A 4,023-nucleotide genomic window follows, 5' to 3' on the forward strand; every position below is an offset into this window, starting at 1 on the left:
TATTTTTTTGTTATATGCGAGCATAAACAACCTTGAATTCAGTGCTCGTTATCTTGGCCTACTGAATGGATTTATTTGAAAAGGGTTTTTACTATGTTTGCCCGCATTCCAAAAGCCCAAAGCGAGTAGTGCAATTAAAACTGCTTTAGCGCAGCCAAGCAATACAGCAATAATGTCTGGTAACGCAAATGAGCTTGAAACAAATAGTGTTACAGCAAAAAAGCCACAAATGAACGCACCTAGCAGTGCGAATGCCTTGGTGACTGGATGAAAGGCGTTGCTTTGTTTATTCATTAAAATTCCTTTTTCAATTTCCTAAAAGCATATAACTTTTAAATAAGGGGCGATAACGCGTAGGGCATAATAGCGAAGCGGCCCTGCGTGTTAGCGTCCCAACGAGCGTTAGCGAGTGACTTTATTTGTTTGTTAGGTGCCACTTGTTTGATAAAAGCCATCGTTCCTTTCTATTGATATATATGTAAATGAAATACCGTCGAAATCATGATACCAGCTGCATTCTATAAGCAAATCAAACACGACAAATCGCCGGCTAATTTCAACTTCGTCTTTAAAACCATCAACAGCAGTTCCAAAAATGGCTTCTATTTGTTGAACAGTAGTGTTTTCGCGAAAATTGAATTTTCGGCCTTTAAACTCAATAGCACCTTCAAAATTTTTGAAAGCGTGATTGCCATCAGTGAAATTAAGAAAAAGGCCAATGAAGATGCCATTATCCGTAGCGATGGAATAACCTTGTTTAAAAGACTTATCGTGCTGAATTCCATCAGTTGCGGCAATCCTATCTCCGAGCTTCTTGCCTCCAAATAAGTGCTGCTCAATTAAAAAATCCATCTGTGGCACCTAACACCCCACTAAGGGGCGATAACACATGGGCTAAAATTAGGAACGAAGTGACGCAGCCCATGTGTTAGCGTCCCAGCGAGCGAAGCAAGAGCCTTGAGTGGTTTGTTATGTTTCGGTGCTATGAGCACACTTTGCCTCTTCAAACTCCCACACTCCCGCAGATTCACCTGATTCTAAAATTGAATAAGCGGCAAATATATTGGTTGAAGGTGGTACGTCAATACTTAATAGCTTTGACTGGGAGCCTTCAAAAGTACAGCCAATGTTTTCAAGTTTCTGCCAATAATGACCAAATCTATCGCTTTCTAGAACTCCAGCTTCTAATAGTACTCGATAAGTTGAGTGACCTGAGCTTTCGACAATTTCTACAACCTCGGGAGTTTCGTTACCTATAGCTTTTACAACATCAAGATAGCTAAAACCATAAGCTGCGAACGGCGAGTTCTGAAGTCTGTAGAGATCGTTACCCAGAGGCTCTGCCCACATAGTTTCTGTACTGGCATTTTGAATGTTATTCGATGTTAGCGTAACGCTGACTTTTACTAAATTTTCCAAAATATCTTCCGAGAAACATAACGCTAAGCTAAGGGGCGATTGCACGTGGGGCATAATAACGAAGTTGCCCCGCGTGTAAGCGTCCCAGTGACCGAAGGGAACGACTTAAGCGCTTTGTTAGAAGCAGAGCCTGTTCCGTTGGCCTTTTTAAAAACTAATGAAGCCAGCATACGATTGATTGTTAAAGCAAACAAGTGAAACGACAGCGCGATGATGCTTTTGATTTGACTGAAGCAAGCCGCCATTTGAACTAACAAACGCATTGGCGCTTGCTGACCCAAAATAAGGAATTGGTGACAAAGCGCCTAATGCGCAACCTTTGAATTTAAAGCGGCGACATTAAAACTCCCAAAGCCTGAGCGATGCTAGTGAAAACAGGTGAGGGTAATTGGACTGATAAATTTATAGAGCCGAACGAAGTTTAGGCTGACGCCTTCTAACTTTTAAATAAGGGGCGATAACGCGTAGGGCACAATAGCGAAGCGGCCCTGCGTGTTAGCGTCCCAGTGGGCTTTAGCCCACGACTTAATTTTTTTGTTATACACAAACCGTATGTTAACTGCCAGCATGTTGAAGAAAATAGAGTAAAAGTACTGAGCAAAACAACCAACGTTTTTAGCTTTTGCTAGAAGCCAAAGAAGAGGGCTGTTTGAGTTGAAAAGCAGGACTGTCACGCCACCTTCGATGCTTACTAAAAACTAAAACGAACCCCTAAAGCCGTTGTAAAAAAGCGCTGTACTTTGGCCTGATTTTTACTAAAAAATGGGTGGTGTATAACGCTAAGCTAAGGGGCGCTGGCACGTGGGGCATAATAACGAAGTTGCCCCGCGTGTAAGCGTCCCAGTGACCGAAGGGAACGACTTTAGCGTTTTGTTAGAAGCAGAGCCTGTTCCGTTGGCCTTTTTAAAAACTAATGAAGCCAGCATACGATTGATTGTTAACGCAAACAAGAGAAACGACAGCGCGGTGATGTTTTTGATTTAACTGTAGCAAGCCGCGATTTGGACTTACAAACGCATTGGCGCTTGCTGATCAAAAATAAGAACTTGGTGATAAAGCGCCTAATGCGCAACCGTTGAAGTTAAAGCGGCGACATTAAAGCTACCAAAAGCCAGAGCGATGCTAGTGAAGACAGGTGAAGGTAGTTGAACTTGTGAACTTATAGAGCCAAACGGAGTTAAGGCTGACGCCTTCTAACAGCCCGCATAACGGGCAAAAATATGTAGGCTATAATACAGAGCGAAGCGAAGGGAGCCTACGTGTTTTTGTCCCTAGCGAGCGTAGCGAGTGTTAATGCGTTTGTTATACGTTACTGAATTTGCTTAATATTTCCCTGCAAGCATTTCCAATGTCTTGCGAGTACAAACCTATTAGCTCTGATACTTCCTTGTCTGATTTTTCTAAGAAATCTTGGGAGCAAAACTGTCTAACCTTTTCCAAAGGTAAATGATCGGCTTCTGAGGCGATTAAACCAAAAACATGAAACTCAGTTTCCCAGCATTGCCCATATATTCTATTACCGATGTAAGACAGCTCGGTAACTCTGTCAATAAAGAGAGAGTTATTATTTAACAAGGCTTTGGCATGTTCACAAGCAGTTATTTTTTCTTGTTCAAGACTCATAGTTTCAAAGGCGTATAACTTTTAAATAAGGGGCGCATACGCGTGGGCTAAAATGCGAAGCAGCCCACGTGTATGCGTCCCAGCGAACGAAGTGAGTGACTTAATTTTTTTGTTAGGTGGCATTGTTTCCTCGAAGATACACACCAATGTGGTCGCCCGAATACTTATGATTTTTAAAGTTACCACGTTTTACAATTGGGATAGAGCCTAAAGTGTTGGTTATTTGCTGCCGAAGCTCTGGTGTATTGAAACCTGATTTTTTGGGAACAACTATGAGTGGCGTGAATAAGAAATGAGAAAAGTCTTGATTGCCACTTACTACGGTATATCCACTTTTTTCTAATTTGATTCTTAGGTTAGTTAAGTTTTCTTCGCTAACTCCATCTGAGTGGAGGTGAATAGTTGGTTTGGCGACTGAAGTGCACCCAGCTAACACAATTACAATAAATGACAGTAGTACCGTTTTCATCCCTGACACCTAACTTTAAGCTAAGCGGCGCAGTTGCGTGGGGCATAATGGCGAAGCCGCCCCGCGTAAATGCGTCCGAACGACCGAAGGGAGTGACTTCAGCGCTTTGTTAGAAGCAGAGCCTGTTCCGTTGGCCTTATTAAAAACTAATAAAGTCAGCATACGATTGATTATTAACACAAACAAGTAAAACAACAATGCAGTGATGGTATTGATTTGACTGAAGCAAGCCGCCCTATGAGTTACCAAGTGCAATGGTGCTTGCAGAATTTAAATAATAACTTGGCGATAAAGCGCCTATTGCGCAACCTTTGAAGTAAGCGCGGTGACATTAAAACTACTAATGCTTGGGCGATGTTTGAAACAACAGGTGAGGGTGGTTGAACTGGTTATTTACTAAACCAATAGTAGTTTAGACTGACGCCTTCTAACTTTTCAATAACGGGCGCAGGCACGTTGGGCATAATGGCGAAGCCGCCCAGCGTGTATGCGTCCCAGCGAACGAAGTGAGC

General features: G+C 42.5%; 5 protein-coding genes. All 5 read right to left on the minus strand.

What is annotated here, in order from left to right:
* Positions 1-48: 48 nt before the first annotated feature.
* Entirely contained in the window at positions 49-294 is a 246-nt protein-coding gene (locus V7R35_RS17655; RefSeq protein ID WP_334016197.1) for a hypothetical protein, read from the minus strand.
* Between the two features lie 132 nt (positions 295-426).
* The gene (locus V7R35_RS17660; protein WP_334016198.1) at positions 427-852 is read right to left on the minus strand and encodes a hypothetical protein; all 426 of its coding nucleotides are present in this window, start codon (positions 850-852) and stop codon (positions 427-429) included.
* Between the two features lie 117 nt (positions 853-969).
* Complete coding sequence (locus V7R35_RS17665; RefSeq protein ID WP_269351532.1) at positions 970-1,419, minus strand: DUF4265 domain-containing protein; 450 nt, start codon at positions 1,417-1,419, stop codon at positions 970-972.
* A gap of 1,302 nt (positions 1,420-2,721) precedes the next feature.
* The gene (locus V7R35_RS17670; RefSeq protein ID WP_334016199.1) at positions 2,722-3,042 is read right to left on the minus strand and encodes a hypothetical protein; all 321 of its coding nucleotides are present in this window, start codon (positions 3,040-3,042) and stop codon (positions 2,722-2,724) included.
* Between the two features lie 112 nt (positions 3,043-3,154).
* Positions 3,155-3,511: a hypothetical protein gene (locus V7R35_RS17675; RefSeq protein WP_334016200.1), complete on the minus strand. Its 357-nt coding sequence runs from the start codon at positions 3,509-3,511 to the stop codon at positions 3,155-3,157.
* Between the last annotated feature and the right edge of the window lie 512 nt (positions 3,512-4,023).

Source organism: Alteromonas sp. S167 (assembly GCF_036864375.1).
GTDB lineage: Bacteria > Pseudomonadota > Gammaproteobacteria > Enterobacterales > Alteromonadaceae > Alteromonas.